Source organism: Nocardia sp. NPDC060255, assembly GCF_042727395.1.
Taxonomy (GTDB): Bacteria; Actinomycetota; Actinomycetes; order Mycobacteriales; family Mycobacteriaceae; genus Nocardia.
On record NZ_JBHXAU010000020.1, the window covers coordinates 143124 to 165602 of the forward strand.

Consider the following 22479-nt stretch of genomic DNA (forward strand, 5'->3'; position numbering starts at 1 on the left):
CCATCGCCACACACTGCCCGACGGATACGCCGTCAACACGAGCCAGGATCGTCATCGCCCGACGCCGCTCGGCACACACACTCGCCACCCATGAAACCTGCTGCCCGCGCAGCACCGAACAACCGACCGTGCCCTGTGGGACAAGCAAATTCGCGCTGCCGGTCCCTTCGACAGTGATGCCGATCCCTTTCGAGAGGCAGCGCACAAGGTCATCGGTGATGTCTCGCATCGACCTGCTGTGGCGTCGGTAGGCCGGCCCAGGCGTACGCGTTGTCGTACAGCGCGGTGAGTTCGGCAGGCCTGTCGGTGCCGTAGCGATCGGTCGGGACGGTATATCCGCGCTCGGTCATCCACAGGCTCAGCATGCGATAGGACGGGCGAGCGCCGGCGAGGTCGTCCAGGTGCAACGTTGGCGGGGTGCCGGGGAGAGCGGGGGTCATCGTGTCGTGGTCGAAGATTGCCACGGACGCGGCGAAACGCCAGGCGCTGTCCGCTTTCTCGGCGCGATGCAGCATCCGCAGGTACGCGGTCAGGTCGACCTCGACGCCGCGGAAAGCGCCGCGCATCTCGATGGTCATCGGTACCTCGGCGATCGCGCGGGCGCCGTTGATGTCGATAACGGGCTGTCCGAGCCGGTGGCCGGATGGGGTCTGGTCGAACACGCGCTTCGACAACTCGATGTACTCGGCCGCGGTGCCGTCGAACCAGCTTGTCTGGATCGTCGCCTCGGGTGTGTAGCACCGCGCGAGGAGGGACCACCAGCCCCGGTCACGGGCCTGTCGCTCATGGGTGATCAGGGTCAGCACACTCACCGGGTCGGAGCCACTGTCGGACATTTGCCGCATCACACGTTCCTTTGCTCGGACCGACGCCATATCGCCTTGACGTCAAGATCGCAGTGTATATGGTTTGGTGTATACCAACATTTATATAGGAGTAGTCATGGCGGGATATGTCATCGAGGGCGCCCGGGTATTCGACGGCGAGCAGTCGCTCGGCGTGCGGACCGTGCAGGTGCAGGGGTCGCGGATCGTCGCGGTCGGCGCGCTCGTGCCCGCGGGGGTCGAGCGAATCGACGGCGGCGGCGCCACCCTGCTGCCCGGCCTGATCGACGCACACACCCACACCGACGTCGAAATGCTCGGCTACGCCCTGCAATTCGGCATCACCACCGAGCTGGACCTGTTCTCGTTCCCGCAGACGATGGACGCGGTTCGCCGCGCCGCCGCCGAACGCACCGACATCGCGGATGTTCGTTCATCCTCGGTGGGCATGACCGCACCCGGCGGGCATCCGACCCAGCTCCGCGGCGGCGTGGACGATCCAGAGTTGCCGACGGTCTCCCGGCCCGAGGACGCCGCCGGTTTCGTCGACGAACGGATCGCCGAGGGCGCCGACTACATCAAGGTGATGATCGAGAGCGGCGAGACGCTCGGCAAACAGGTCCCCGTCATCGATGCGGACATCGTCAAGGCGGCGGTGGTGGCCGCGCACGACCGCGACCGCATGGTGCTCGCCCACGCGCTGACCATCGAGGCGACCCGGCAGGCGCTGGCCGCCGGCGCCGACGGGTTCACCCACCTGTTCATCGATGGTCCGTGCACGCCCGATCTGATCGAGGCGTTCACTGCAGCAAGGGCTTTCATGATCCCGACGCTGAATCTGCTGGCCTCCATCACCAATCAGCGACTGGGTGCGGTCCTGGCGCGCGACAGCCGGGTCGCCGGTCGCTTGCCGCAGGCATGGTTGGACAACCTCGGCGCCCAATTCGACACGCTCCCGGCCGGCAACTTCGATGCCGCCCTGGCCGCGGTAAAGGCGTTGCATGCCGCCGGTGTGCCGATCCTCGCCGGCTCCGACGCCAATCACCACTTCGGCGCGCGCGGCATGGCACACGGTGTGAGCCTGCACGGCGAACTACAGCTGCTCGTCCGCGCCGGCCTCACCCCGATCGAGGCGCTACGCGCCGCCACCAGCGTGCCCGCGGCGATATTCGGCCTCGACGACCGCGGGCGGATCACCCCGGGCGCACGCGCCGATCTGCTACTGGTCGACGGCGACCCCACCAGCACGATCGCCGACACCCTGTCGATCAGGGCGGTGTGGCGGAGCGGATCCAGGACAGCCCGCTGAGCACCTCGCCCGGCCGCCTCCCGGCATCCGACCTGGTCGACGCCGGGAGGGCGGCCTCCGCGATCGACTGCAACGCGGCCTGCAGCGTCCGAACAGACTCATCGGTGAGGCCCGCGAGCAGCCGGCCCATCACCTCCTCCGCGATGATGTTGCAGCGGCGCAGGAGTTCGTCGCCCTCCGGGGTGATCCGGTGCAGAATCGCCTTACCCACACCGGGCCTGCGCTCGATCAACCCGCGCTGCTCGAGGCGGACGACCACCGCGCCCGCCGACTGATCCGACTGCCCGATGAACAGGGCCAGCGCGTGGGTCGAGGAATCAGGCTCGGCCGCAACGGCATACAGCATGCCCCACTGCGGCAACGTCACCCCCACCTGAGCCAGCGCGGCCTCGCAGGCCAACTGCTTGCGCAGCTGTGCCCGCCGCAACAGCATCGCGACCTCGACACCATCGGGCACGTTCCGATCGGCTATCATCCTCGCAGTATATAACAACACGTATATGTAGCCGGGGAAGGCTGCCTTCCATTCGTAAGCGGCTATCGTTTTGTCAGCTCCTGCGGTAACGCCGCACCGTCGGTCCCGGCCTCGCGCGGGGCGCCAGCATCACACCGACCGGCGACCCGCCACCGCTACGGACCCGGCGTTTCCTGCGCCCGGCACGCCGACCGAAGCTGCCGAACCAGTGACTTCGTGCTGAACCAGCGACTTCGTATGGCGCACCTAGGATTTCGAGAATCGTCTCCCGGGCGATCTACTCGGAACGTGATCGACAGTCCTTCCAACGGAGCCATACCCTTCACGGAATCAGCGGCTGCCCGTGATCGGAAAACCCGCTATGCCTTGTCGGGCAAGCGGATTCGCGCTACGGGTTGCTATTAGGTCTACGGAGGCGCTATTAGGTCGGCGGCTCGTTCGGCAATGACCATGGTTGGCGCGTTGGTGTTACCAGTTGTGATGGTTGGCATCACCGAGGCGTCGGCGACCCGCAGCCCTGTCACCGCGCGTACCCGTAGGGCGGGATCTACCACTGCCTCCGGGCCTACACCGAGCGCACAGGTCCCGCTCACATGGTGGTAGCTGATCACTGTTTGCCGGATGTAGTCACGTAGGTCTGTGCCTGCTCGTACGCCTGGGCCTGGATACTGCTCGACCGCGCCCCAGGGGTGCAGTGCGGGTGCGGCGCCGATCTGCCTGCACAGCGTTACTGCGTCTGCCAGTCGGTACAGATCCGTGGGCGCCGCAAGAACTTTCGGGTCGATCAGGGTTGCCCCCTCGGGGCCGGCGACGGTGAGCCGTCCGATGCTGTCGGGGCGGATCAGTCCGGCCATGAGTGAGAATCCGTTGCCGGGCCCCGACATCCACGGCTCGTAGAGCGGGACGCTGAAATGGAGGGGTTGCACGTCGGGGACCGCTAGACCTGCCTCGCTGCGCCAGAACAGCTGTGTTTGCGCGTGTGGCAGCCCCGGCGTGTGCACGATCTCGCGCTCGGCGCTGAAGATCACCGGCACCAGCCAGTGGTCGCGCAGGTTCCGGCCGACGCCGGGCAGGTCGGCGATCGGCTCGATACCGGCGGCCCGCAGCTCATCGGCGGGCCCGATACCCGAGCGCAGCAGCAATGCGGCCGAATCGATCGCGCCTGCGGTCAGGACCACCTCGGCCTGCGCTGATGCCCTGAACGGGCGGCCGTCGATGCTGCCGGTCACGCCGACGGCTCGGCCCTGCCGCACCAGGACACGGTCTACTCGCGCACCTGTGCGTACGCTCAACCTCGAATTCCCAAGCACGGGTTTGAGATACGCGTCGGCGGTGGTCCTGCGCAACCCGTCGCGGAGGGTGAACTGCGCCCGCCCCGCACCGTCCTGCACCCCGCTGTTGTAATCCGGATTGACAGGCACCCCCGCCTCCTCGGCCGCCGCCAGAATAGCCTCCTGGATCGGATCGACCGCGTAGTCACTGAGCACATCGAGCATCCCGGTGGTGCCTTTGACTCCGGAGTCGTCGCGGTCATAACGCTCGATCCGCCGGAACAGCGGTTCGATCTCCCGCCACGACCACCCGGGGCCACCGCACTCGGCCCAGGAGTCGTAGTCGGCCGGGTTGCCCCGCACGTAGATGGTCGCGTTGAGGGCGTGCGAACCCCCGAGCACCCGCCCGCGCGGTATATGCAGGCGACGGCCGGCGGCGTGCGGCTGGGCGACGCTGAAATAGTCGTAATCCTCGGCCGTATGCCATAGTTCGTGCATCCGCTGCGGGTCGTGAATGGCCGGATTGGTATCGGCCTGGCCCGCTTCGAGCACTAGCACGGTGGCCTCGGTGCGGTCGAGCAGCCTGCGCGCGAGCACCGAACCGGCCGTGCCCGCGCCGACGACGATGTAGTCGGCGTGCAAGTCGTAATCCGTCACGCGATGGATCGTCGCTGCCTGCCCGGCCCCGGCGCAGGCTCGTCCGTGACAGTGTGCGCGTGAAGTCAACGGATGGACACCGGGTGCGCGATGCCGCGCGGCGAAACGGCCGCAGAATCATCGTTATGGAAGGCGATGCCGGATCCAAACACGAGGCCGCGTACGAGCTCATCCGGTCCCGCATCGTCGCAGGCGAATACGGGCCGGGATATCGCCTCGTGCTCGAGCAGCTCGCCAGGGAGTTCGGCGTCAGCGCGGTGCCGGTGCGCGAGGCTGTGCGCAGGTTGGAGGCCGAGGGGTACGTCGAATTCATCCGGAATGTCGGTGCGCGCGTGGCACATCTGGACACCGGGGAATATCAGCAGGCCATGCAGACCTTAGCGGTGTTGGAAGGGTACGCGACCGCCGCGGCGGCCCCACGGATGCGCAAGACCGACATCACCCGCGCCCGCTCCCTCAACCAGCAGATGTCCCAGGCGCTAACCGCTTTCGACCCTGCCGCCTTCACCGAACTCAACCATCGCTTCCACGACGTGATCCTGCAGCGCTGCCCCAACTCCCACATCCGGACGCTGACCGGAGCAGAGTGGGCCCGACTGGACCGAGTCCGCCGAACCTCATTCGCGTTCATCCCCGGCCGAGCACACGGATCGATCACCGAACACGAACACCTCGTCCACCTCATCGAGACCGGCGCCGACGTACGGGAAATCGAATTCGCCGCCAGAGACCACAAACTCGGCACCCTGCGCGCCATCGCCGAACGCACCGCGCCGCTGGAACGTCGAGCGAAGTCTTGAGCTCGCCTCGGGTGCGCCGACAGCGCAAAACCGGTATCCCAAAGCAGGTTTCGTGTTCCGGTCCCACATCCGGACGTTGGCCGGTGCCGAGTGGGCCGACTGGACCGAGTACGTCCGACCTCGTTCGCATTCGTGCTCGGCCGCGCGCACGGATCGATCGCCGAACGCGAGCACCTCGTCCACCTCATCGAGATCGGCGCGAGATCGAATTCGCCGCCAGGACCACAAACTCGGCATTATGCGCGCCATCGCCGAACGCACCACGCAGCTGGAACGTCGAGCGAAGTCCTGAGCTCACTGCGGGCGGACAGCGCGAATCCGGGATCCTGAGCGCGTTTCGTGTTCCAGTGACAAGATCGGCGGTGACCTCGCCGAACGCATCGCGCCACAGGAACGTCAAGCGAACTCCCGAGCTCACCTCGGGTGCGCGGTCAGCCCAAACCAAAATCCCAGAGCACGCTTCGTGTTCCGGTCCCACATCCGGACCTTGGCCAGGGCTGAGTAGACCCGGCTGGACCGGTTGCGCCGGACCTCGTTCCGTTCGTCCCCGGCCGCGCGCACGGATCGATCACCGAACACGAGCACCTCATCGAACTGATCGAGACCGGCGCTGATCGAATTCGCGGCCGGGGACGACAAACTCGGCACGCTGCCAGCCATCGCCGAAGGCACCGCGCTGCGGGACCATCAAGCGAACTCTTGAGCTCACCTCGGGTGCGTGGACAGCGCAAAGCTGGGGTCCCAGAGGGCATTCGGGGTTCCGGTGATGAGATCGGCGGCGATCTCGCCGAATACCGGCGCGAACTTGAAGCCGCGGCCTGAGAATGCGGTGAGTAGCAGCATTCCGGTGTCCTCGTCCAGGTCGACGAGGGGTAGGTCGCCGGGTGCGCAGAGGTCGTGGTGCATCGAGTAGCGGACCGGTTCGGGGTTCAGGTCGGGGATGAAATTTGTTGCCCACGTGCTGATTCGGCGTAGGTCTTCGCGACTGAAGATCGGGATGTCGTCCGGTGACGGGATTGCGGACCACAGCGGCTCCGTGGCCACCTTCACGCTGTAGGAGTCGTGGCTGGGTGTTCCGTACAGGTGCACACCGTCCTCGTCGCGGATGAATACTGGAAAGCGGTCCGCGGTGAACCATTCCGGATGATGTGGCATGAACCAGGTGAGCGACAGCGGCAGGATCTGCAGGAATCCTTTGAGGTCCGGCCGGAGTCGAAGGGTCCAAGAACCCGTTGCCACCACAACTTTGGCGCAGGTGACCCGGACTTCGGGCGTCACCAACTCCAGTCGGCCGCCACGTTCGTCGAAATCGGTGACCTCGGCGTTGGTAATCACCCGCGCACCATGGCTTTTCGCCGCTTCGACGGCGGCCAGAACGCTCGCCTCCGGATACAGGCTGCCCGCGTGGTGGTCGAACACCGCGACGGTGTCGTCATCGACGCGGTGCTGCGGGTACCGGGCACGCAACGCCGCCGCGTCGAGCACCTCGTGCGGTAACTCGAACTGTTCGGCCGAGGCGATGGACTTGGCGATGCCGCCCGAGCCCGCCGTGCCGATTTGCAACGCGCCGCATTCGTCGTATAACCGCCTGCCGGTCTCCCGCTCCAGCTCCAGCCACAATTCGCGCGCTCGCCGCAGCCGCGGCACGTATCGCGGCCCCTCATGCACGGCGGAACGGAACAGTCGCGAGTCCCCGGCGTACGAGCCGCGGGCGTGGCCGATACCGAACTGCTCGATGCCGATCACGTCGAGTCCGCGCTTTGCCAACTGCCACAACGCCATCGAACCGGCGCTGCCCAATCCGATGACAACTACGTCAGCATCCATTGCTCGAGACCTTTCCGCTGTCATGCCAGTGCGGGCGACTGCCACAGGTTCAAGGTGGTGCCAATCCCCCGCCGTACAGCGTTCCGATACACCACCGTTCCCCAGGCGACATCCTCGACGGGCATGCCGCCGACCGAGAGGAGCACGATCTCGTCGTCGTCGCGGCGGCCCACCTGGGCTCCGGCCGCGATCGCGCCGAGATCGACCAGGTCGTCCTTGCGCATCGCCCCGTCGTGGATCATGTCCATGAACTTGCACCCGATGATCGGGATCGTGTTGTGCGACGGATAGCCGGTTTCCTCGGTCCACGCCTCGTACAGGCGCACATTGTCGACGACCTTTCGGACATCCGGCGCCTGCATGGATTCATCGATATTGCACGGTGCAGGCATGCTCAGAAACGTGCCCGGCCGCACCCAATCACGCACGACTGTCGGATAACTCGCGGGATCACCGGGCACACCTGTGGTGCAAAAAGTGACGATATCGCTGTCACGTACCGCGTCCTCGACAGTGCCCACGGTCATCGTTTCGAGCCGGGGAAACTCCTCGGCGACCCATTTGACGAAGGCATCGATACTCTCCTGACCGCGCCCCTTGATCTTGACGGTATCGAGCTCCGGACAGGCCGCGACGAAGGCGGCGAGCGACGTCCGCGCCATGACACCGGGCCCGACGATGCCGACCACGCGCGCGTCCCGGCGCGCCAACAGCCGAGCACCGACCCCCGGCACCGCACCGGTTCGATAGGCGGACAACAGATTTGCCGACATGAGCGCGAGCGGCGCACCGGTATCGGTATCACTGAGCAGGAACATCAGAATCGAACGCGGTAATCCCTTGTCGCGGTTGGCGATATTCGATCCGTACCACTTCATGCCGCTGGTGCCGAAGCTACCGCCGAGGTAGGCGGGCATCGCCATGAACCGTCGCTCCGCGGTATTGGCGGGCATATTCGGGAACGGCGAGTCGTCCGGGAAGGTGATCATCGCCCCGTGCGAGTCGCTGTTCGGGCCTGCCATGCGGTAATCGCCCTGGTGCAGCAATACGAAGGTCTCCTGCATGGCGTCGACGCAGGCGGGCATGTCGGTGACTCCGGCCGCGATCATGTCGGGTTCGGACAGGTAGAGAAAGTCGATCGAGGGCGTATCCATGCTGCTTCCTTCACTACTCCGCCATCCGGACCAGCTGTCCGGCGAACCAGGTTTGTACGGACTTGGTGTCGACCAGTTCGGCCGGGTCGATCGCGAACGGATCCCGGTCCAGCACAGTGAAATCGGCGGACTTGCCCGGCGTGAGCGACCCGGTGACCGCGCCGAGTCCGCTCGCCCGCGCGACGCCGATGGTGTACGCCCGCAGCGCCTCGGACACCGTCAGCGCTTGCTCGGCCCCCAGGGTCCCGGGGAACGACCCGCTGGGGTCGGCCCGAGTTACCAAGCCTTGGATACCGATCCACGGATTCGGGCTCGGCATGACCGGCCAGTCCGATCCGCCGGCCAGCAGCACGCCCGAGTCGAGCAGAGTCCTGTTGGGGCACATCCGAATCGCGCGATCACGCGGGAGGCACTGGCAGTGCGCCTCGAAGATGACACCCGGAAACCACAGCGGCGGTGAAAGATCCGCGACGACGTTCAACTCGGCGACCCGGGGCAGATCCGCCTCGGCGATGTACTCGCCGTGCGCGAGCTGCACGATGGTCTCCGCATAATCGGCGGCGCGGACCTCGGCCACCGCGTCGAGCAGCATTCGGACAGCACCGTCTCCGGTGCAGTGCACCTTGGCGCCGAGCCCACGCCGAGCCACCTCGAGCAGCCAGCCGGTGAGTTCAGCGGGCGTCATCGCGCTCTCCCCCACCCACTGGTCCCCGTGCTCCGCGTCGGGCAGGTATGGCTCGAGGAACAGCGCGGTGCGTGAGGTGGGCACGCCGTCGAGGAAGATCTTGACGAAGTCGGGCCGATGATGGGTGGTCCGATACCGTTCGGCGGCGTCGAGCAGCGGGGCACCGATCGGGTCGGTGCCGAAGATCCGGTCGTTGATCTGCGCCGAGGTCACGACCCACGCCTTCAGGTCGCCGCGACGGTCGAGGTCGGCGAGCGCGCGCAGCATCGGCAGCGACGCCGCGGCATCCTGAAAGTGCGTGATGCCGAAGCCGTGCAGCAGTTCGATCGCTCTCCGGCAGCCCGCGGCGTCGAGTGCGGTGCTGTCGCCCAGCGACGCCGCGTACGCCCGCTCCACCGGAATGAGCGCCGATTCGATGAGCAGACCGACCGGCTCACCGGTCAGCTGATCCCGCACGATCTCGCCGTCCGCGGGGTTCGGGCTGGATGTGCTGATGCCCGCCAGTTCCATGGCGCGCGAGCTGACCCACCGGTTGTGGCAGCTGTCGTCGCGAAGCAGCACCGGGCGGCCACCGGCGGCCTGGTCGAGACGGCGCAGCACGGCATGACTCGAAATAGCTTGCACCAGAGTGCTTCCCCAGCCTCCGCCGACTATCCACGCATCGGGCTCGAGGCCACCTGCCCACTCCGCGACCGACGTGAGCACAGCATCGAGCGATGCGGTCGCGTCCAACGCCAGCTCGAAGAGGTCGGCGCGGCCTGCCACGAGATGGTGCGTGTGCACGTCACCGAGGCCCGGCATGACGAACGCGCCATCGTGATCCACCACGGTCTCCCGGCCGGTCAGCTCGCCGGGCGTGGGATCCACCGCGACGACGTTGCCGTTCCGGACCAGGAACGACGAAGCCTCGGGTGCCGACTCGTCGGCTGTCCACACCGTCGCATTGGCGTGCAGTGTTTCAGACATAGTGGCGTCCCATCTCCACGTACCGCTGCGGTGATCGCGCTCGAAGAATCAGTGCCGCAACAACTCCGGCGGCAGCAGCGACCAGCAGCAGACCCGGTAGCAGCCAGACGAGAACGCCGCCGGCACTGATCAGCAGACCGAAGTTCCCGATCGCATAGCCGAGGATGGCGACCAGCGCGGCACCGGCCACCATCGGCGCGAGGAGCGTTCGGACGAGATTCTGGTCCAGGTCACGATTCCGGTGAAAGAACATGACGACGGCGAACGAGCAGGCGGCCATCAGCGCGATGACCCCCAGCGTGCCGAGGTTGGTCAGCCAGGTGAACAGCGCCCGCACGGGATCCTGCCCGGTTACCGCGAAAACCGCGACCACCAGTGCGGCCAGCACCGATTGCGCGACCGAACCGACGTGCGGGCTCCGGTGCACGACGTGGGTCCGGCCCGCGCGGGCGGGCAGCAGACCCTCCCGCCCGAGTGCGTAGGTGTAGCGGGCCACCGCGTTGTGGAACGCGAGCACGGCCGCGAAGACGCTGGTGCAGAACAGAAACCGCATGACCGTCGAATACCAGGGGCCGATATAGGAATTCGACAGCTCGAACAGGAATGTCGTTGGGTCCACCAGCTTTTCAATGAAGCCACGAGTGCTGTCGACCCCTGCTCCGTTGATCATCAGGAAGGTGACGACCGTGTAGACGACGCCGATGGTGAGCACGGAGAGGAATGTCGCGCGCGGCACCGTCCGCGTCGGGTCCGTGGCTTCCTCGCTGTAGATCGCGGTGGCCTCGAAGCCGACGAACGACGCGAAGCAGAACAGCAGCGCGATCGGCAGCGAGCCGCTGGTCAGCGCGGCCGGGGTCAGCGGAGTGGCGCTCAGCGAGGTGGTCCCGAAGTCGCCGCCGCGCACCGCGATCACCACCGCCAGCACGAGGACAACGAGGAACTCGGCCGCAACCAGGATCGACAGCATCCGCACCGAGAGGTCGATCTGCCGGTATCCGAGCACCGCGACGAGGGCGATGCCGATCAGCACGTACACCCACCAGGCGACGGCGATACCGAACTCGTCGGCGAAGAACCCACCGGTCGCCGCGCCGAACAGGCCCCAGAGTCCGATCTGCATGGCGTTGTAGCTCAACAGCGCGAGATAGGCTGCGGCACCGCCGAATTGCTGGCGCAGGCCGCGCGCGATGTAGGAGTAGAACGCGCCGGTGCTGGTGTGATGACGGGCCATCGCCGTATAGCCGACGGCGAACACCAGCAGCGTGCCGACGGTCAGCAGGTAGGCCCCCGGCACGCCCGGCCCGTTGCCGAGCAGCATCGCCACCGGTGCGCCGCCCGCCATGGCCGTCAGCGGCGCGGCCGCGGAGATGACGAAGAACGTCACACCGAACACCCCGAGCGAACCTCGCCACAATTGGTGGTCATGGACGACCGGCTCGTTCGTCGCCGGACTGTCAGGGGTCATAGGAACTCCAGGTGCCGAGCCCGACAGTGCGCCTGTCCGTTACGAATTCGGCGGTGGGGCTGCGAGATGCGATCTGCGTCACTTGCGAGGCGCGTCACCGATAATATACGATTTGAGATACGATGCAAGAGCGGTTAGGGAGGTACATGAAGATCGACAACGATGCTGGTGATCGTCGGTTTTCCGCGCTGCCGACCAGGCCGGGCAAAATCATCGCGGTTCATCTCAGTTATGCCTCCCGCGCGGACCAGCGGGGGCGTCGGCCCGCGCATCCGTCCTACTTCCTCAAGCCGAGCAGTTCGGTCGCGGCCACCGGTGGTGTCATCGAACGCCCCTCAGGGACAGAGCTTTTAGCGTTCGAGGGGGAGATCGCGCTAATTATCGGAAGTCCCGCCCGTCGAGTGCCGATCGAATACGCGTGGAAGCACGTCGCGGCGATCACCGCAGGCAACGACTTCGGGCTGTACGACCTGCGAGCCAACGACAAGGGATCCAACGTCCGCTCCAAGGGCGGCGACGGCTTTACTCCCTTGGGGCCGAACCTTATTGATGCGCGAACGATCGAGCCCACGACGCTGCGCGTGCGCACCTGGGTGAACGGCGTTCTCGCCCAGGAGGACAGCTCGTCGGGCCTGATCTTCCCGCTCCCCCAGCTTGTTTCGGACCTCTCGCAGCACTTCACGCTCGAACCGGGCGACGTGATCCTCACCGGAACACCGGCGGGATCGTCGGTCGTCGTCCCCGGCGATGTGGTCGAGGTCGAAGTCGACGCGCCGGACGCAGCGGGCGCACCCACGTCCGGGCGTCTGGCCACCATGGTCGTTCAAGGCACCCGCGAGTTCGACGCATCCCTCGGTTCCCTCCCGTCTGTCGACGACACACAACGCGCCGAAGCATGGGGATCCCGTTCCGCCGCAAAACTTCCCGAGGTTGCCAGGCTCTCCGACGAGCTGCGCGACAAACTTTCCCGGGTGCCGGTCGCAGCGTTGTCGCAGCAACTGCGCAAGCGCGGCCTGAACAACGTCTCCATCGACGGCGTGCGGCCGGTTCGGCCCGGAACCAAGCTCGTCGGCACCGCCAAGACACTGCGGTTCGTGCCGAATCGGGAAGACCTGTTCACCGCGCACGGTGGCGGCTACAACGCGCAGAAGCGGGTATTCGACACCGTGGCACCGGGCGAGGTCATCGTCATCGAGGCGCGCGGTGAGACCGGATCGGGCACGCTGGGCGACATCCTGGCGCTCCGGGCCACCGTGCGTGGGGCAGCCGGCGTGGTGACCGACGGTGGCGTCCGTGACCACGATGCCGTCGCCGAGATCGGTATCCCGGTCTTCGCCGCCGGTCCGCATCCGGCGGTGCTCGGCCGCAGGCACGTGCCATGGGATGGCGACCTCACCATCTCCTGCGGTGGCGCCACCGTTCAGCCCGGCGACATCATCGTCGGCGACGGAGATGGTGTGCTTGTACTACCCCCGAGCATCGCCGAAGAAGTGGTCGACGATGCTCTCGAGCAGGAGGTCCAAGACGGCTGGATCGCCGAACAGGTCGGCGCCGGGCACCCGGTGCACGGCCTGTTTCCCCCCGATGCGGAATGGAAGGCGAGGTACCGGCAGTGGCGCCAGAATCGGTGAATTCCAGTGGTACACAGAGTAAGTCGCAGGTCGCGTATCACTGGCTCAAGGAGCGGATCGCGCGGCAGGAGTACACGCCGGGCTACCGGCTGGTGCTCAGCGCCATCGCCAAGGATCTCGACATGAGCGTGGTGCCGGTGCGCGAAGCCATCCGGCAGCTCGAGGCCGAGGGCCTGGTCACCTTCGAACGCAATGTGGGCGCGCAGGTTTCGATGGTCGACGATTCGCAATATCGGCACAGCATGCAGGCGCTCAGCGTCCTCGAAGGCGCGGCGACGGCCCTCGCCGCCGGGCGATTATCCGAAGACGACCTGCGCCGGGCGCGGGCGGTCAACGATCGGATGATCGAGTCGCTGGACGATTTCGACCCGAGCGCGTTCACCGCACTCAACCACGAGTTCCATTCGATCCTGTTCACCAAGTGTGTCAATCCGCGCCTCGTCACCCTCGTCGAAGCGGAGTGGGCCCGCCTGGGACATCTGCGTTCGTCGACGTTCTCCTTCGTGCCGGGACGAGCCCACGAATCCGTGCGCGAGCACGAGAACATCGTGCGCCTCATCGAGATCGGCGCGCCGCTCGGTGAGATCGAGCAGGTCGCCCGTAGGCATCGCGCGGCCACGCTGGGCGCCTACCTGGCGCACGAACACCCTGACGAGCCCGGCCTGACGGCCATCTGAAACCTGGAGTCGCTGATGACGAACGCGGTGCGCACCCTGGCCACCCCGCACACGCCCGCGGACCTACCGGCGCGGATCCAGCACTACATCGATGGCGCGTTCGTCGAATCGGTCGACAGCGCCACGTTCGGCGTGCTCGACCCGGTCAGCAACGAGGTCTACGTCCAGGCCGCCGCAGGCAAGCAGGCCGACATCGACCTCGCCGTGATCGCCGCGACCAAGGCCTTCATTGAGGGACCGTGGCCGCGCATGCTGCCCCGCGAGCGGTCGCGGATTCTGCATCGGATCGCGGACATCGTCGAATCCCGGGATGCTCGGCTGGCCGAACTCGAATCGTTCGACTCGGGGCTGCCCATCACCCAGGCGCTCGGGCAGGCGCGGCGTGCCGCCGAGAACTTCCGATTCTTCGCCGACCTCGTCGTCGCCCAGGTGGACGACACCTACAAGGTGCCGGGGCAGCAGCTCAACTACGTCAACCGCAAGCCGATCGGCGTCGCCGGGTTGATCACCCCGTGGAACACCCCGTTCATGCTCGAGTCATGGAAGCTGGCACCGGCGCTGGCCACCGGAAACACCGTGGTGCTCAAGCCCGCCGAGTTCACGCCGCTGTCAGCGTCGCTGTGGGCCGGGATCTTCGAGGAGGCCGGGCTGCCGCACGGCGTGTTCAACCTCGTCAACGGGCTCGGCGAGCAGGCGGGCGACGCGCTGGTGAAACATCCTGGCGTGCCGTTGATCTCGTTCACCGGCGAAAGCAGCACCGGACAGCTCATCTTCGGGAATGCCGCGGCGGCGCTCAAGGGATTGTCGATGGAACTGGGCGGCAAGAGTCCCGCCGTTGTTTTCGCCGACGCCGATCTCGACGCCGCCATCGACGCGACCATCTTCGGGGTGTTCTCGCTCAACGGGGAGCGGTGCACGGCGGGGAGCCGCATCCTCGTCGAGCGGCCGATCTATGACGAGTTCGTCGAACGCTATGCCGCACAGGCGAAACGGGTCGTCGTGGGGTACCCGCACGATCCGAAGACCGAGGTGGGCGCCCTGGTGCATCCCGAGCACTTCGACAAGGTGATGAGCTACGTCGAGATCGGGAAGTCCGAAGGGCGCCTGGTCGCCGGCGGTGGCCGACCCGACGGCTTCGAGACCGGAAACTTCGTGGCACCAACGGTATTCGCCGATGTGAAGCCGGACGCCCGGATCTTCCAGGAAGAGATCTTCGGGCCGGTGGTAGCGATCACGCCGTTCGATACCGACGAGGAGGCGCTGGCCCTCGCCAATGGTGTCCGGTACGGTCTGGCCGCCTACGTCTGGACCAACGATCTGAAGCGCGCGCACAGCTTCGCGCAGGCGGTCGAGGCGGGCATGGTGTGGCTCAACTCCAACAATGTTCGTGATTTGCGGACCCCGTTCGGCGGTGTGAAAGCCTCAGGGCTCGGGCACGAGGGCGGCTATCGCTCCATCGACTTCTACACCGATCAGCAGGCTGTACACATCACCTTGGGCGCAGCGCACAACCCGACCTTCGGCAAGCAGGAACCATCGTGACCGTCTCTCCCGAACCCGTTGTTACCGAAAAAGATCCGATCCGCGCGACCAATCCTCTGCCCACGCCGAAGGCGACGCCGCCGGACGTACTGCGTTGCGCCTACATGGAACTCGTCGTCACAGACCTGGCGAGGTCACGCCACTTCTACGTCGACGTCCTCGGCCTGGTGGTGACCGAGGAAGACGAGAACGCCATCTATTTGAGGTCTTTCGAGGAGTTCATCCACCACAACCTCGTGCTCCGCGAGGGGCCGATCGCCGCCGTCGCGGCGTTCGCTTACCGAGTGCGCGGCTCCGCGGAGCTCGATCGGGCGATCAAGTTCTACGCCGAGCTCGGCTGCCGCGTCGAGCGGCGCGCAACGGGCTTCACGAAGGGCGTCGGCGACGCGGTGCGGGTCGAGGACCCGCTCGGCTTTCCGTACGAATTCTTCTACGACGTCGAACATGTCGAGCGGCTCGCGTGGCACTACGAGCTGTACGGCCCGGGCGCGCTGGTTCGGCTCGACCACTTCAACCAGGTCACCCCGGACGTCCCGCGAGCGGTGAAGTACATGGAGGACTTGGGCTTCCGGGTCACCGAGGACATCCAGGATGCGGGCGGCACGGTGTACGCGGCGTGGCTGCGGCGCAAATCCACCGTGCACGACACCGCGATGACCGGCGGTGACGGGCCGCGAATGCACCACGTGGCGTTCGCAACTCACGAGAAGCACAACATCATCGCCATCTGCGACAAGCTCGGCGCGCTGCGGATGTCGGACCTCATCGAACGCGGACCCGGCCGGCACGGTGTCTCGAACGCTTTCTACCTGTACCTGCGCGACCCCGACGGGCATCGCATCGAGATCTACACCCAGGACTACTACACCGGGGATCCCGACAACCCGGTTGTCACCTGGGATGTGCACGACAATCAGCGGCGCGACTGGTGGGGCAGCCCGGTGGTGCCGAGCTGGTACACCGACGCCTCGCCCGTCCTCGATCTGGACGGCAATCCGCAGCCGATCGCCATGCGGACCGATGAGTCCGAGATGGCCGTCACGATCGGCGCGGACGGGTTCTCCTACACCCGCAAGCCCGAATCCGAAGGGGCGCAGGGCGAATACAAGCTCGGCGCGCAACTCTGAGAGGAGGACCGATGCTGTCCACCGAGGGCATCGCGGCGATCGCCGACGAGTTGGCTGCCGCCGAACGTGACCGCCGCACCATCCCGTTGCTGACCGCCCGCTATCCCGAGATGACCGTGGCGGATTCGTATGCAGTGCAGAACGAATGGCGGCGGCGCGGTATCGCGAGCGGGCGTAAACCGGTCGGCCGGAAGATCGGCCTCACCAGCAAGGTGATGCAGGCGGCGACCGGCATCACCGAGCCGGACTACGGGGCGATCTTCGCCGACATGGTCTTCGAGAACGGGTCCGTCATCGAGCACGGCCGATTCGCCAACGTGCGGATCGAGGTCGAACTCGCCTTCGTGCTCGGCGCGCCGATCGATGGTCCCGGCGCCACGATCTTCGATGTGCTGCGGGCGACCGAGTACGTGGTCCCGGCTTTGGAGATCCTGAGCTCGCGGATCGAGCTGGCCGGACGGACCATCGTCGACACCATCAGCGACAACGCGGCGATGGGCGGCATGGTCTATGGGGGAAATCCAGTGCGGCCCAACGATATCGACCTGCGCTGGGTTTCGGCGTTGCTGTACCGCAACGAGACGATCGAGGAGTCGGGTGTCGCCGCCGCCGTGCTCAACCATCCCGCGACCGGGGTGGCGTGGCTGGCGAACAAACTCGGCGCGCACGGCGATCGGCTCGATGCGGGCGAGATCGTGCTCGCCGGGTCGTTCACCCGTCCGCTGTGGGTGGAAAAGGGTGACACCATCCTCGCCGACTACGGACCGATGGGAACCATCTCATGCCGATTCGCCTGAATCGGACCCTGCGCGACGCGCTGGCCGCCATCGACCGGCCGATGTACGGCGGGTGGATCACCACCGGGTCGCCGGTGGTGGCCGAGATCATCGCCGGGTCTGGGCTCGACTGGGTGCTGATCGACATGGAACACGCGCCGAATGGATTGGAATCCGTTCTGGCACAACTTTATGCGGTGTCCGGCTATGACGTGACGCCGGTCGTTCGCGTGCCCGTCGGCGACATCGTGGTGATCAAACAGGTCCTTGATCTGGGGGCGCAGAACATCCTGGTGCCGATGATCTCCACCGCGGCGCAGGCGCGCGATGTCGCTGCGGCAGCGCAGTATCCGCCGATCGGGCGGCGCGGAGTCGGCAGCGCGTTGGCACGATCCGCGCGCTGGAATCGCGTCGACGGCTACCTCGTCAATGGCGCCGACCACGTCTCGGTGTTCGTGCAGATCGAGACGATCGAAGGTGTCGAGAACGCTCGCGCCATCGCCGAGACCACCGGCATCGACGGGGTTTTCGTCGGGCCGAGCGACCTCGCGGCCGCCATGGGATTGCTCGGTCAGCAGACCCATCCCGACGTCACGGCACAGGTGCGGCGCGCCTTCGCGGACGTCACCGCGGCCGGAAAACCGGTGGGCGTCAACGCCTTCGACCCGGAGCAGGCGGCGGTGTACGCCCACCACGGGGCGACGTTCCTCCTCGTCGGTGCGGATGCCACCCTGCTCGCCCGCGGCTCGGAGGCGCTCGCCCGCCGATTCATCGGCTCGCCGCACGACGAGCCGGCCCGCTGATCGCCCACACAGAAAGACTTGGCCATGACGTCAACAGTCAGCTACGAGAGCCTCCTCGCGACCATCACCGACCCCGACGGCCGAGCGATCCCGGACCCGGCGACCGGGGAGGTGGTCGGACGGGTCCGTTTCCAGCCCGTCGAGGAGCTCGACGCGGCGATCGCCCGCGCCCGCGCCGCGCAGGACGGCTGGGCCGCGCGCGGTGACGAGGACCGCGTCGACCTGTTGCTGCGCGCGGCAGCCGCGGTCGAGGCCGCGACCGAGCCGCTCGCCGAACTGCTTTCGCGCGAGCAGGGTAAGCCGCTCAACGGCCCGAATGCCCGTTTCGAGGTGGGCGCCTGCGTCTCGTGGCTGCGTGCCACCGCCGCGACTGCGTTGCCCGGCGAGACAGTGGTCGACGACGACACCACCCACGCGGAACTGCGCTACCGGCCGCTCGGCGTGGTCGGCGCCATCGGCCCGTGGAACTGGCCGATGATGATCACCGTCTGGCAGATCGCTCCCGCGCTGCGGATGGGCAATACCACCGTGGTCAAGCCGTCGGAATACACGCCGCTGAGCGTGCTCGCACTGGCCGAAGTGCTCAATAGCGTTCTGCCCCAAGATATTCTGCAGGCGGTCGTCGGTGCGGGCGAGCTGGGTGCCCGCCTGGTGAGTCACCCCGGCGTCGACAAGCTGATGTTCACCGGATCCACCCGGACCGGGCAGGCCGTCATCAAGGGTTCGGCCGACACCGTGAAACGACTGACTCTCGAACTCGGCGGCAACGACGCGGGCATCGTGCTCCCGGATGTCGATCCGCAGGCGATCGCCGAAGACCTGTTCTGGGGCGCGTTCATCAACACGGGTCAGACCTGTGCCGCCCTGAAGCGTCTCTACGTGCACGCCGACATCTACGACGCCGTCTGCGCGGCACTTGTCGAGGTGGCCACGAAGACGCCCATGGGGCGTGGCCTGCACGAGTCCAATGTCCTTGGGCCACTGCAGAACCGACCTCAGTTCGACATCGTCTCCCGTCTGGTCGAGGCGGCACGTGCCGCCGGGGCCACGCTCCTCACCGGCGGCAATCCTGATCTCACCGCGCCGGGCAACTTCTATCCGCTGACCTTGGTCGCCGACATCGACAACGACAACCCGCTGGTCTCGGAAGAACAGTTCGGCCCGGTCCTCCCCATCGTTCGTTACCACGACGTCGAGGAGGCGATCGCGATGGCCAACGCCCTCGACGTCGGCCTCGGCGCGTCGGTGTGGAGCGGCGACACAGCGACCGCCCGCACGATCGCCGCCCGCCTCGAGGCAGGCACCGTCTGGATCAACTCACACGGCGGCGTCCACCCGATGATCCCGTTCGGCGGCGTCAAGAAGTCGGGCTATGGTCTCGAGTTCGGCGTCGAAGGCCTCAAGTCCGTCGCCGCACCGCAAGTCATCAACGGGTGAGGTTTCGCTGGACCGTTGACCCCGTGCACGCCGCATAACCCGGTACCGAACGACTCGCTAGGTGAAACGAGCGTTCTTGTTTAAACTGCGATGATGCCGCGGATCAGCGAGGAGCTTTGGGCGCAGCGGCGCCGACATGTGCTGACCAGCGCGTGGAGTTGTTTCGCGCGCAACGGTTTTCATGCGACATCGATGGATCAGATCGTCGCGGCCACCGGGTTGTCCACCAGTGCCGTGTACCGGTACTTCGCCAGTAAGGACGACCTGATCGACGCGACCGCCGACGAGGCGCTGTCGCTGATCAGCGGCTTGTTCGAGGAGTTGCTGGCGGCGGAGCCGACGCCGACGCCCGACCAGACCGTCACCGCGCTGGTCGCCGCCCTCCATCGACGGGGCCACCACGAGGGCTACGACCTGTCGCAACTCGCTATGCAGGCGTGGACCGAAGCCCTGCGCCGGCCGCACCTGCACGATCTGGTCCGCAACTACTACCGGTCCACCCATGCGAATTTCGCCGAGTTAGCGCGGCGGTGGCGCGCCGACGGACACATTGCCGCCACCGCCGACCCCAGCGCCATCGCCACGCTGCTGACCACCCTGATGCCCGGCCTCATCGTGGTCGAACACCTCGGCGACGGCACCTCCGCCGCCCAACTCATCGCCGGTCTCAACGGATTGACCAGCACTCGCTGAGCCCGATTCGGCTACGGCTCCGGGATCAGCAGCTCTGCGCGCGGCGGCCAGTCGACCAGACCGGTTACGCCCTCCTCGAACAGTTTCATATGCTCGGACCTGTGGTGCGCGGCCATGGCGTCCCGGCTCGCCCACGACTCGTAGACCACGATCGTGTTCGGCGCGTCCTCGGTGCGGTGGACCCGGTATGCGAGGCAGCCGACCTCCTGCCGGGTGGCTTGCGCCACGATATGCATCAGGGACAGCACCTCATCCGTGTGGCCGGGTAGTGCCGAGAGCCTCCCGACGGCGCAGATGACTGAATCATCCGCTCCCCCAACAGATCCGACGCCTACCCACGGCGAGTCGAACTCGACGGCCGACTCGCCGAGACCGTGCGGTTCGGTGGTGTAGAAGCGCAGGCAGAGACCGTCCGGATCGGGGACCACCAGTAGCCAGCCCGCCATCGCCACGATCGGTGGGGAATGGCGGATGCCGAGCGCGTCGAGTCCGGCGGCCAGCTCGTCCAGGCCCGCTCGATCCGCGATGGCGAGGGTGAGAAAGTCGTAGCCCTGCAAGGCTTTCGCCGTCGCCGGGGCCAACCGCAACTCGAGGTAGCCGGAAAGGCCGGGAACGTCGAGGATCACCGCGAACAGTGTGCCGTCGGGACGGCGATGATCGAGTTCGGTCAGGTGGCGCGCGCCCAGCACCGCGCGGTACCAGTCCGTGCTGCGCGCCAAGTCGGTGACCGGCAGCTTGAGGTGATGGATGCCGGTCTGTGCTGGGTCCGCTGGGGTGTTCATGATCGAATCAACTCCTCCGGAGAAAGCCGAGCCGGTGTACCGTGCGCGGCGAGGTAGCCGTCCGGGCGCACCAGCAACGCGGTGTCCAGTCCCGGCACCTGACGCACCACCGGTTCGCCGTATCCGGTGCGTGGTTGCGGTTCGATTCCGCTCGGCACGGCCAGCACCCAATGCAGGCCGGCCGGGGGGACGGTAGTCGGCGAAACCCGTTGCCCGACACGGTACGCACCGTGATCCGAGTCCTGGGTGTAGCCGAGATCGAGTTGGGCGAGCTTGGCCGCGATCCACTCGGTCACTCCCGGCGTCGCCGCGGCTGCGGCGAGGACCTGGTTGCGTAGTCGACCGGCCACCGGGTCGCGCACGGTGGCCAATGTGGCGAACTGGCCGGTGAAGGCGACGAGTCCGGCCGCGATCGGATGCCGCTCGCGGTGGTAGCTGTCCAGCAGATCGGCCGGGGCGAGGCCGGTGAGCACGGCGTGCAGTTTCCAGGCCAGGTTGCCCGCGTCCTGGATGCCGGTGTTCATGCCCTGGCCGCCTGCCGGGCTGTGCGTGTGGGCCGCGTCGCCGACCAGGAAGATCGGCCCCGCGCGGAAGCGTTCGGCGACACGTTCTTGAATGCGATAGGTCGAGGCGGTCACCACCTCGGCGACTCGGACAGCACTGCCACGTGGTCCACGGTCGAGGAGCAGCCGCTCGATGTCGGCGGCGGTCGGCGTCGCGGGGCCCGGCACCGGGGCCACGATGCGGTGCTGTCCGCCGGCCAGCGGGGAAACGAGCAGCATGCCCGCGGGTGACAGGAAGAAGGTGGTGTCTTCGTCGGTCACGGGGGTCCCGTCCAGATACACGTCGGCGATAGCGAACAGTTGCTCGGGCGCGGTACCGGGAAAGTCGAGGCCCGCCGCCGTTCGGACCGCGCTGTGCACGCCGTCGCAGCCGATCAGATAGCGCGCCGAGATCGCGCGCAGCACGCCGTCCGGTCCGGCCACCGTCGCCGTCACGCCGGGGAAATCTGCTGTCACACCGAGGAATTGGTGGCCGCGATGCACCACACCACCGAGCTCGACCAGGCGCGCGGCCACCTGCCGCTCGGTGTCCTGCTGGGAAATCAGCAGCACGTAGGGATATGGCGTGTCCAGATCGTCGTAACATGCTCTCAGCAAGGTGTTTTCGCGGTCGTGCAGGCGAAATCCCCGGCCGCGCAAACCCGCCCGGACCAGGCGTTCACTGACACCGATCCGTTCGAGATATTCCAGCGTCCGCGGCTGCACCGCCGCGGCCTTACTGCCTGGCTGGATCGCGGTGTTGCGATCGATCACGACGTGGTCCACACCGAACTGGCGCAGGCTCGCCGCCAACGTCAAGCCTGCGGGACCCGCACCGACGATCAGCACGTCGGTCCGGGTCGGCAACACCGGAATGGTCGACGCCATGACGCCCTCCTCGTGACTGGTGGGACGATCGTTCTCGTTATGCAGCCTAACGACCTCGACGATTAAACGCAAACGATCGTTCTCGTTTGACTAGGCCCGCATTCCATCGACCAGACACACAGGATCCCGTGCACACCAGGGCGTTCCG

General features: G+C 66.7%; 20 protein-coding genes. 10 read left to right on the plus strand and 10 right to left on the minus strand.

The genetic code is table 11. From position 1 onward, the window contains the following. Positions 1 to 209: 209 nt before the first annotated feature. The gene (locus ACFWF1_RS31005) at positions 210 to 845 is read right to left on the minus strand and encodes a nuclear transport factor 2 family protein (RefSeq protein ID WP_379281345.1); all 636 of its coding nucleotides are present in this window, start codon (positions 843 to 845) and stop codon (positions 210 to 212) included. A gap of 97 nt (positions 846 to 942) precedes the next feature. Between ACFWF1_RS31005 and ACFWF1_RS31010 the strand changes: the two genes are divergently transcribed. Next, positions 943 to 2133, plus strand: coding sequence for an amidohydrolase family protein (locus tag ACFWF1_RS31010; RefSeq protein WP_379281344.1), 1191 nt, complete (start codon positions 943 to 945; stop codon positions 2131 to 2133). Here ACFWF1_RS31010 and ACFWF1_RS31015 read toward each other — a convergent pair. Together ACFWF1_RS31015 and ACFWF1_RS31020 are read right to left on the minus strand one after the other, a co-directional pair. Further along, positions 2093 to 2608, minus strand: a complete 516-nt coding sequence (locus ACFWF1_RS31015) for a MarR family winged helix-turn-helix transcriptional regulator (protein WP_379281343.1) — start codon at positions 2606 to 2608, stop codon at positions 2093 to 2095. The genes ACFWF1_RS31010 and ACFWF1_RS31015 overlap by 41 nt on opposite strands. Before the next feature lie 407 nt (positions 2609 to 3015). Further along, positions 3016 to 4536, minus strand: a complete 1521-nt coding sequence (locus ACFWF1_RS31020) for a GMC family oxidoreductase (protein ID WP_379281342.1) — start codon at positions 4534 to 4536, stop codon at positions 3016 to 3018. A 59-nt stretch (positions 4537 to 4595) separates the two neighbouring features. Between ACFWF1_RS31020 and ACFWF1_RS31025 the strand changes: the two genes are divergently transcribed. Further along, positions 4596 to 5336 carry a GntR family transcriptional regulator gene (locus ACFWF1_RS31025; protein WP_379281341.1) on the plus strand — a complete coding sequence of 247 codons (741 nt, stop codon included), beginning with the start codon at positions 4596 to 4598 and terminating at the stop codon, positions 5334 to 5336. 184 nt (positions 5337 to 5520) lie between these two features. Here ACFWF1_RS31025 and ACFWF1_RS31030 read toward each other — a convergent pair whose 3' ends face one another. From ACFWF1_RS31030 to ACFWF1_RS31050, 5 genes are all read right to left on the minus strand, one after another. Beyond that, positions 5521 to 5736 carry a hypothetical protein gene (locus ACFWF1_RS31030; protein WP_379281340.1) on the minus strand — a complete coding sequence of 72 codons (216 nt, stop codon included), beginning with the start codon at positions 5734 to 5736 and terminating at the stop codon, positions 5521 to 5523. Between the two features lie 305 nt (positions 5737 to 6041). Next, positions 6042 to 7163 carry an N-methyl-L-tryptophan oxidase gene (gene solA, locus ACFWF1_RS31035; protein WP_379281339.1) on the minus strand — a complete coding sequence of 374 codons (1122 nt, stop codon included), beginning with the start codon at positions 7161 to 7163 and terminating at the stop codon, positions 6042 to 6044. Between the two features lie 20 nt (positions 7164 to 7183). Then, positions 7184 to 8317, minus strand: coding sequence for a tyramine oxidase subunit B (locus tag ACFWF1_RS31040; RefSeq protein ID WP_379281338.1), 1134 nt, complete (start codon positions 8315 to 8317; stop codon positions 7184 to 7186). Between the two features lie 13 nt (positions 8318 to 8330). Then, a complete protein-coding gene (locus ACFWF1_RS31045; protein ID WP_379281337.1) occupies positions 8331 to 9968 on the minus strand; it encodes an amidohydrolase in 1638 nt (545 codons plus the stop codon). Then, positions 9961 to 11433 carry an APC family permease gene (locus ACFWF1_RS31050; protein ID WP_379281336.1) on the minus strand — a complete coding sequence of 491 codons (1473 nt, stop codon included), beginning with the start codon at positions 11431 to 11433 and terminating at the stop codon, positions 9961 to 9963. Before ACFWF1_RS31050 ends, ACFWF1_RS31045 begins: the two co-directional genes overlap by 8 nt. Positions 11434 to 11579: 146 nt before the next feature. Between ACFWF1_RS31050 and ACFWF1_RS31055 the strand changes: the two genes are divergently transcribed. The 8 genes from ACFWF1_RS31055 to ACFWF1_RS31090 all read left to right on the plus strand — a co-directional run bounded on the left by ACFWF1_RS31055 (position 11580) and on the right by ACFWF1_RS31090 (position 20119). Further along, positions 11580 to 13064 (plus strand): fumarylacetoacetate hydrolase family protein, encoded by a 1485-nt coding sequence (locus ACFWF1_RS31055; protein ID WP_379281335.1) that lies wholly within the window; start codon positions 11580 to 11582, stop codon positions 13062 to 13064. Next, entirely contained in the window at positions 13046 to 13741 is a 696-nt protein-coding gene (locus ACFWF1_RS31060; protein WP_379281334.1) for a GntR family transcriptional regulator, read from the plus strand. The genes ACFWF1_RS31055 and ACFWF1_RS31060 overlap by 19 nt, the downstream gene beginning before the upstream one ends. A gap of 15 nt (positions 13742 to 13756) precedes the next feature. Further along, positions 13757 to 15283 (plus strand): 5-carboxymethyl-2-hydroxymuconate semialdehyde dehydrogenase, encoded by a 1527-nt coding sequence (hpaE, locus tag ACFWF1_RS31065; RefSeq protein ID WP_379281333.1) that lies wholly within the window; start codon positions 13757 to 13759, stop codon positions 15281 to 15283. 38 nt (positions 15284 to 15321) lie between these two features. Then, the gene (gene hpaD, locus ACFWF1_RS31070; RefSeq protein WP_379281780.1) at positions 15322 to 16410 is read left to right on the plus strand and encodes a 3,4-dihydroxyphenylacetate 2,3-dioxygenase; all 1089 of its coding nucleotides are present in this window, start codon (positions 15322 to 15324) and stop codon (positions 16408 to 16410) included. A gap of 11 nt (positions 16411 to 16421) precedes the next feature. Beyond that, on the plus strand, positions 16422 to 17207 hold the full coding sequence (gene hpaH / locus ACFWF1_RS31075; RefSeq protein WP_379281332.1) for a 2-oxo-hept-4-ene-1,7-dioate hydratase: 786 nt from the start codon (positions 16422 to 16424) through the stop codon (positions 17205 to 17207). Then, the gene (locus ACFWF1_RS31080; RefSeq protein ID WP_379281331.1) at positions 17192 to 17989 is read left to right on the plus strand and encodes an HpcH/HpaI aldolase/citrate lyase family protein; all 798 of its coding nucleotides are present in this window, start codon (positions 17192 to 17194) and stop codon (positions 17987 to 17989) included. Before hpaH ends, ACFWF1_RS31080 begins: the two co-directional genes overlap by 16 nt. 24 nt (positions 17990 to 18013) lie before the next feature. Then, positions 18014 to 19426 carry an aldehyde dehydrogenase family protein gene (locus tag ACFWF1_RS31085; RefSeq protein WP_379281330.1) on the plus strand — a complete coding sequence of 471 codons (1413 nt, stop codon included), beginning with the start codon at positions 18014 to 18016 and terminating at the stop codon, positions 19424 to 19426. A 93-nt stretch (positions 19427 to 19519) separates the two neighbouring features. Further along, a complete protein-coding gene (locus tag ACFWF1_RS31090) occupies positions 19520 to 20119 on the plus strand; it encodes a TetR/AcrR family transcriptional regulator (RefSeq protein ID WP_379281329.1) in 600 nt (199 codons plus the stop codon). An 11-nt stretch (positions 20120 to 20130) separates the two neighbouring features. On the opposite strand, the gene ACFWF1_RS31095 is transcribed toward ACFWF1_RS31090, so the two are convergent. Beyond that, positions 20131 to 20901 carry an antibiotic biosynthesis monooxygenase gene (locus ACFWF1_RS31095; protein ID WP_379281328.1) on the minus strand — a complete coding sequence of 257 codons (771 nt, stop codon included), beginning with the start codon at positions 20899 to 20901 and terminating at the stop codon, positions 20131 to 20133. Then, a complete protein-coding gene (locus ACFWF1_RS31100) occupies positions 20898 to 22331 on the minus strand; it encodes an FAD-dependent monooxygenase (protein WP_379281327.1) in 1434 nt (477 codons plus the stop codon). The genes ACFWF1_RS31095 and ACFWF1_RS31100 overlap by 4 nt, the downstream gene beginning before the upstream one ends. Between the last annotated feature and the right edge of the window lie 148 nt (positions 22332 to 22479).

Bases quoted from the DNA above. Each gene is read 5' to 3' on its own strand.
- ACFWF1_RS31005 (WP_379281345.1), bottom strand. From the start codon at position 845: ATGCGGCAAATGTCCGACAGTGGCTCCGACCCGGTGAGTGTGCTGACC.
- ACFWF1_RS31010 (WP_379281344.1), top strand. From the start codon at position 943: ATGGCGGGATATGTCATCGAGGGCGCCCGGGTATTCGACGGCGAGCAG.
- ACFWF1_RS31015 (WP_379281343.1), bottom strand. From the start codon at position 2,608: ATGATAGCCGATCGGAACGTGCCCGATGGTGTCGAGGTCGCGATGCTG.
- solA (WP_379281339.1), bottom strand. From the start codon at position 7,163: ATGGATGCTGACGTAGTTGTCATCGGATTGGGCAGCGCCGGTTCGATG.
- ACFWF1_RS31040 (WP_379281338.1), bottom strand. From the start codon at position 8,317: ATGGATACGCCCTCGATCGACTTTCTCTACCTGTCCGAACCCGACATG.
- ACFWF1_RS31045 (WP_379281337.1), bottom strand. From the start codon at position 9,968: ATGTCTGAAACACTGCACGCCAATGCGACGGTGTGGACAGCCGACGAG.
- ACFWF1_RS31050 (WP_379281336.1), bottom strand. From the start codon at position 11,433: ATGACCCCTGACAGTCCGGCGACGAACGAGCCGGTCGTCCATGACCAC.
- ACFWF1_RS31055 (WP_379281335.1), top strand. From the start codon at position 11,580: ATGAAGATCGACAACGATGCTGGTGATCGTCGGTTTTCCGCGCTGCCG.
- hpaE (WP_379281333.1), top strand. From the start codon at position 13,757: ATGACGAACGCGGTGCGCACCCTGGCCACCCCGCACACGCCCGCGGAC.
- hpaH (WP_379281332.1), top strand. From the start codon at position 16,422: ATGCTGTCCACCGAGGGCATCGCGGCGATCGCCGACGAGTTGGCTGCC.
- ACFWF1_RS31080 (WP_379281331.1), top strand. From the start codon at position 17,192: ATGCCGATTCGCCTGAATCGGACCCTGCGCGACGCGCTGGCCGCCATC.
- ACFWF1_RS31085 (WP_379281330.1), top strand. From the start codon at position 18,014: ATGACGTCAACAGTCAGCTACGAGAGCCTCCTCGCGACCATCACCGAC.
- ACFWF1_RS31090 (WP_379281329.1), top strand. From the start codon at position 19,520: ATGCCGCGGATCAGCGAGGAGCTTTGGGCGCAGCGGCGCCGACATGTG.
- ACFWF1_RS31095 (WP_379281328.1), bottom strand. From the start codon at position 20,901: ATGAACACCCCAGCGGACCCAGCACAGACCGGCATCCATCACCTCAAG.
- ACFWF1_RS31100 (WP_379281327.1), bottom strand. From the start codon at position 22,331: ATGGCGTCGACCATTCCGGTGTTGCCGACCCGGACCGACGTGCTGATC.